Genomic DNA, 5,828 nt, shown 5'->3' with positions numbered 1-5,828 from the left:
AGGCACGACGTCCAGCAGTTCACGCATCTTCGCGAGGCTGGTGCGGCGCACGGGGTTGGCCAGCAGTCCGTAGTGACGGATGCGATGGAAGCCGCCGGGCAGCACATGCAGGAGGAAGCGGCGCATGAACTCGCCGGCTTCGAGCGTCATGGTCTTGTAGCGGGTGCGTCCCGTTGCACGGTAGTCCTTCCAGCGGAAGGTGACGCCGCGTTCGTCGAATGCGACCAGGCGCTGGTTGGAGATCGCGACGCGGTGCGTATAGCGCGAGAGGTACTCGAGTACCGCTTGCGGTCCTGCAAAGGGACGCTTGGCGTAGACCACCCATTCGCAGGTGCGCAACGGCGCAAGCCACCGTGCAAAGGCAGCCGCATTGGCAAGCCCCGTGTACTCGCCGAAGAACTGCAGCTGGCCGCGTCGATGTGCGTCTGCGAGTGCTTCGAGGAAACGCCTGCGGAACAGGCGCGAGAGCACACGCACCGGCAGGAAGAAGCCGGGGCGGCAGGCGATCCACCGCTGACCATCGGGCGACAGGCCGCCACCGGGAACGATACCGTGCACGTGCGGATGATGCGTGAGTGCTGAGCCCCAGGTGTGCAGCACCAGCGTGGCGCCGATCTGTGCGCCCAGGTGTCTCGGATCCGCAGCGATGGTACGCAGGGTTTCGGCGGCGATGTCGAACAGGAGCCCGTAGATGACCGCCTTGTTGTACCAGGCGATCGTACTGATTGGCGCGGGCAACGTGAACACGACGTGGTAATACTCCACGGGCAGCAGGTCGGCCTGGCGTGCCTCGAGCCAGCGGCGTGCGGCACTCGCCTGACACTTCATGCAGTGCCGGTTGCGGCAGGAGTTGTACGCGACCTCGATGTGGTCGCACCCTGAACAGCGCAGCACATGCCCGCCCAGCGCCGCGGTGCGGCACTGTTCGATGGCTGACATGACCTTCAGCTGCCCCAGGCTCAGCCGTACTGTTCGTCGCCAGGCTGGCCCGTGGCTGCGGAAGATGTCCGCAACCTCCAGCATGAGGCGCTACAGGGCGCGGGCTTACTCGGAGGGCAGGCGGTCCAGCGGACTGGTGACCTCGTGCAGCAGGTCGGTGGCCACCTGCACGTAAAGCGCGGTGTTCTCGAGCTTGGCGTGGCCGAGCAGCACCTGGATCACGCGGATGTCGACCTTCTGTTCGAGCAGGTGTGTCGCGAAACTGTGTCGCAGCGTATGCATGGAGACGCGCTTGTCGATCTGCGCGGCCTCGGCGGCAGCATGAATTGCGCGGTTCAGCTGCCGCGTGCTGAGCGGGTCGACGGGATCGAGCCCGGGGAACAGCCATCCGCCGTCGGGCATCCTGCCCTGGGCGCGGGCCACGTGCCACCAGACGCGCAGGCGCTCCAGCAGCACTGGCGAGAGCATCGCGTAGCGGTCACGGCGACCCTTGCCCTGCTCGATGCGCAGCGTCATGCGCTGGCTGTCGATGTCGGTGACCTTCAGGGCCACCACTTCGCTTGCGCGCAGTCCGGCACCGTAGGCGACCGACAGCGCGGTCTGGTGTTTGAGGTTGCCGGCCGCCTCGATGAGACGGCGCACTTCATCGGGGCTGAGCACGACGGGCAGTGTGCGGGGCACGCGCACCGGGTGCATCCTGACCATCAGGTCGGGCCGGTCGAGCGTAACCTCGAAGAAGAACTTCAGGCCGGTAATGGCGTGGTTCAAGGACACGGGCGAGGTGCCGTGATCGACCAGATGCAGCTGGTAGCGTCGCAGGTCCTCGACGGTGGCCGTGTCCGGTGAGCGCCCGAGAAACCGGGCAAATTCGCGCACGATGCGCAGATAGGTGTCCTGCGTCTTCGGCGCAAGCTGGCGCATGCGCATGTCGTCGGTCATGCGCTGGCGCAGTGGACTGGCGTTTGCCTGTGGGGAGGTCATGATTCGGCTCCTGCTGGAGAGCGAGGCGGATTGCCTCATTCGCCAACATACGGAACCGCGCGGCGGACCTCCCATGAACCGCACGCGCTGGCCGGAGCCCCCTTCCGCCAGTGACCACGGTACGCAAGATGCAACTCCTACCTTTCGAGCACGGCGTCCCTGTAGTCGTCAACGCCTCCTCAGCGTGGTCGTCCTCCCACGTCGAACTTCTCGCCAACGACGCTTTCCTGAGCCCGCATGTTGCACGCCGGCGTTGGGCCGCACGTTGTTGTTCCGTCCAACGCAGTGAAAGGGCCCGCAATTTCCTGATGGCTTACAACACCGTGAAGTCGGTCAGGCCGCCTTCAGTCAGCACGAATCTGACGTCGATGATGGTGGAAGCGATGGGAGCAGGAAACGTAATGTGCATAATGCCCGTGCAGTTCGGGAAGACGGTATATGTGCCGCTTTCGCCCGTATCAAATCCGGTCGTCGGATCTGTTAATCCGGGCCGTTTAAACCCGTCACTAGACACGTAGTCCGACCGGGTGAAAGCACCGGTGCCATCAAACTTCTGGATAAACACTGCGTCAACGATGTCTGGATTGGGGATTCTGTGTGGATTGCCGGCTGCGTCGATGAAGCCGATGAATTCACCACGAAGCGAGAAGCCATAGAGACCTTTGAGCGTCGCGTTCGAACACGCATCTTCTGCATGCGCCGTACCGTTTGTGGTGAGCAATGCGGCGCTCGCGAGCACCGCTCCTTTCCAGAATTGGCGGGTCATTTTTCATCTCCTATTTGCGGGTTGATAGGCCTGTGGACATCGCCTGCCTTGAACTTTGGTTTTATCCGCGCCCCGGTTGGGGCGAGAAAGGACGGGTGGCGCATGGATGCCACCGCAACGCGGACATGGATCGATAATTCACTATTGGAATGCTTCATGACCTTCGTGCTGCAACACGGTCGAGCGTCTTGCCGGCCATACCCGACAATCAGGTTGGGATCTCGATTGGGCTCCTTCGCGCCAAGTGGCTCGTGGCTTTGCGGCCTGGTGGCTTAACGCCGCCTTCCATCCTGCTACCGGGAAAGTGCGGACATGATCGCTCTCCTGCAAATACGTCGGTGCCCCGTCCCCTGGCAGCGAAGCGCGAAAGGGCGGCCATGCGTTAACCCGATTCGGACGCCGCCGGTGATGCTGCTCCCAGACGATGCCGGGATGTTAGCCGGCTCGTCGGGGCGGTGTCAGGTACGCTTCGTACGGTTAGTTACCGAAGAAAAGATTGCAGTAACTTGCGGGGCCGACGCACGACGATAGCGAGGGGTGCGGCAGATGTGGGTAACTGCCGGCGGCTGAGGTGCCGTTAAGCGTCGTGCCGCCAACGTCGTTGTTGGCCGCCTGCGGGCGGTCCGGCGCTGAGTTGCTGGCCGTCTGCTGGCTGTCCTGAGCGGCGATCTTTGATTCAGCTGCCTGAATCCCTGCAGGATACGTTGTGTGGTCGCCGGTGCCGGCATGATAGCCGGCCTCCTCGAGACGGATCAGTTCCGCACGCACTTGTGCGCGAGTGAGGGGCTCGGTGCTCTGAGCGAAGCTGACGACCGGGCTGGCGAATGCACCGATGGTGACGAGGAGGTATGAAAGGTTTTTCATGATGAAGCTCCGTGAATCGTTGAATGGGGACGTCGTGTTACGACGACTTGAATTCTGATGAGCATCCGAAGTACAGCGTGCCGAAACTCGCCGGTTCGACGCAGTCGGACCCGATGTGGCCGCGTTGAGGACACCGATAGGTGTGTCGCCGGAGGCGATGGACCGGACGCGACCTTCTCACAATGTTCATCGCACACATGGCATGGTTCTGGCGATTGCCCCTCCTCCGCCTGCCGGGTCGGAAGGAGACGCTTAAGCCCCGCCCGCGCAACCAATAAGAGGGCCGCTTCGTACCAGAAGTGCCAGAATCACGCGCTTCGGTCTCACATGTCCTCATTCAGGGCTAACTGAACACAATGCCAAATGGCTCGTCGCTGCCGGAGCGAAAGATTGAGTCCGTCGTGGCCCGGTGAATTACACCCTCCTTGCATCGAATTATGTTTCATTATTTCTTCGTTTAACCACGTATTTTGTGGGCGGGTTGGATATTTGATGTTCGGCGTTAAATGTTCCTTTATGGGCGAATGAATGTTCGGGATCGATTTCCAGTTATTCGTTTAAGTTACTGCCTTAAAATGCGGTTCGAACATCGGTCAAGATAATTAAAGGGCGACGCGCCACACCCCCTTCGACCATGAAAATATCCCGACTGACGCTGCGGCGCCACGCGGTACCCGCAACTCCGGGTTGCCATGGTCAGGCACGACTGGTGGCCATAGGCTTACCCTCGACCGTCAGCGTTTACGGTCTTCCAGAAAACCCAGCACGGCCAACACAAATATTAAGGATGCCTAATTTACCTGGATCACGAACTTTTGTTCGGCAAGCAACGTAACATCTGTCCATCGACTTGTTGGCGGACCGGTAGCACAATGTAGCGCATGCTGAAGCGGATGCCCGGAGGCCTTCCATGGGGTCCTGTGCTCAAACACGACGTGATTCTGACGCGGACGAAACGGCCCGGGACAGCAGATCACCGAGTATTAGTGAAACGGTTCAGACAACCGAGCGCCGCCGATTCGCTGAATTTGTGAATCTTTTGCTTGGACCGTTTGCAGCACTGAGTGCCGAGCAAGATCTCCTCGTCAAACGCGAGTTGTTAGGTTCGCTGTCACGTCGAGCGGTATATTGGATCGCGCTACTGTTGGTTGGCGGTTCGTTCTGGTTCGTATTTGGATTGTTGGATCCAAACTTCAGATTTGCATCTTTGTTCCGTACCGTCTGGATCTTCGGCCTGTGGTCCATCGTCGCTCCGATGGCAGCATACCTGTTGAATAAGACAATGGCGATCACAAAGCACGCTGGCGTCAACGCGATCGAACAGATGAACTGGGAATGGACTGCACTGGTCACGCTTACATCGTTTTGGTGGGCGGCGGCTAGCTTTTGGCTAATCCCACCCAACTACACGCACCCGCCCCTCCATGGTTATTATTTTAAATTGGATGGATATAACTTCGTCGAACTCACAATTATCAGCTATGCATTTACTTTGTTACTGCTAGCACCCAGTCTTAGAGCCACCTTAGGTTCACTTATGTTCGGCGTTGTCCCGTTCGGGTTTAGCGTGGCGCCGATTTTTTTTACTAAACGACCGGGAATGTTTGACTGGTATACGGCTCTACTAGTTGGATATTGCTTCATGGCATGGTTTATTTGCAACGATCAGAAGCGCTCATGTGTAAACGAGGTAATCCTCGAAGAAGCGCGATCGCAGGCTGAAGTGGCAATTGCGGAAAAGAACCAGTTCATCGCCGCGATAAGCCATGACTTGCGTCAGCCGCTCACCACGCTCGGCCTGAAGTTGAATTATCTTGCGCGAAACATTGAATCGACCCGGCTGACCGAGGACGTCTCGATTGCGCAAAGACAGGTAGCGGCAATGGAAGGCATGATCAACGGCGCACTGGATATCAGCCGCCTCGAGTCCGGCACCTGGAATGTAGAAATTCAGGAGGTGGTGCTGCCTTCCCTTTTACTCGACATCGTTTTGGATATGCAGCCGCTGGCCGCGGCCAAGGGGTTGAAGTTGGGACTCCACAGCCGCCCCTGTCTGGTCCGTACGGATCGACATGCACTGGACAGGATCGTCCGGAATATGGTGATCAATGCGGTGCGCTACACGCCTTCCGAACAGGGAGGAAAGAAAGGACATATTCTGGTGAGCTGCCAAAGACGTGGCAACCACGTGAAGATAAGCGTGTGGGACAACGGGATCGGTATCCCTGAAGACAGACAGGCGGATATCTTCAAAAGCTATGTACAGGTCGACAACCCC

5 protein-coding genes are annotated in these 5,828 nt (G+C 59.2%); 1 reads left to right on the top strand and 4 read right to left on the bottom strand.

The window, feature by feature from the left end:
* From P3T25_RS48355 to P3T25_RS48340, 4 genes are all read right to left on the bottom strand, one after another.
* The coding region (locus P3T25_RS48355; RefSeq protein WP_429364841.1) for an IS91 family transposase at positions 1 to 1,023 on the bottom strand (1,023 nt) is incomplete at its 3' end.
* Between the two features lie 21 nt (positions 1,024 to 1,044).
* Positions 1,045 to 1,920, bottom strand: a complete 876-nt coding sequence (locus tag P3T25_RS48350; protein ID WP_429364839.1) for a tyrosine-type recombinase/integrase — start codon at positions 1,918 to 1,920, stop codon at positions 1,045 to 1,047.
* A gap of 313 nt (positions 1,921 to 2,233) precedes the next feature.
* Positions 2,234 to 2,686 carry a hypothetical protein gene (locus P3T25_RS48345; RefSeq protein WP_429364837.1) on the bottom strand — a complete coding sequence of 151 codons (453 nt, stop codon included), beginning with the start codon at positions 2,684 to 2,686 and terminating at the stop codon, positions 2,234 to 2,236.
* A 477-nt stretch (positions 2,687 to 3,163) separates the two neighbouring features.
* Positions 3,164 to 3,550, bottom strand: a complete 387-nt coding sequence (locus P3T25_RS48340; RefSeq protein WP_429364835.1) for a DUF4148 domain-containing protein — start codon at positions 3,548 to 3,550, stop codon at positions 3,164 to 3,166.
* A 910-nt stretch (positions 3,551 to 4,460) separates the two neighbouring features.
* Between P3T25_RS48340 and P3T25_RS48335 the strand changes: the two genes are divergently transcribed.
* Positions 4,461 to 5,828, top strand: a 1,368-nt coding sequence (locus P3T25_RS48335) for a sensor histidine kinase (RefSeq protein WP_429364833.1), incomplete at its 3' end; no start/stop codon positions are given.

It is taken from the genome of Paraburkholderia sp. GAS32 (assembly GCF_050434225.1).
Lineage (GTDB): Bacteria > Pseudomonadota > Gammaproteobacteria > Burkholderiales > Burkholderiaceae > Paraburkholderia > Paraburkholderia madseniana.
Note: the sequence above shows the minus strand (reverse complement) of the source record. Positions and strands in the feature narration are given on the sequence as shown.

Bases quoted from the DNA above. Each gene is read 5' to 3' on its own strand.
- P3T25_RS48350 (WP_429364839.1), bottom strand. From the start codon at position 1,920: ATGACCTCCCCACAGGCAAACGCCAGTCCACTGCGCCAGCGCATGACC.
- P3T25_RS48345 (WP_429364837.1), bottom strand. From the start codon at position 2,686: ATGACCCGCCAATTCTGGAAAGGAGCGGTGCTCGCGAGCGCCGCATTG.
- P3T25_RS48340 (WP_429364835.1), bottom strand. From the start codon at position 3,550: ATGAAAAACCTTTCATACCTCCTCGTCACCATCGGTGCATTCGCCAGC.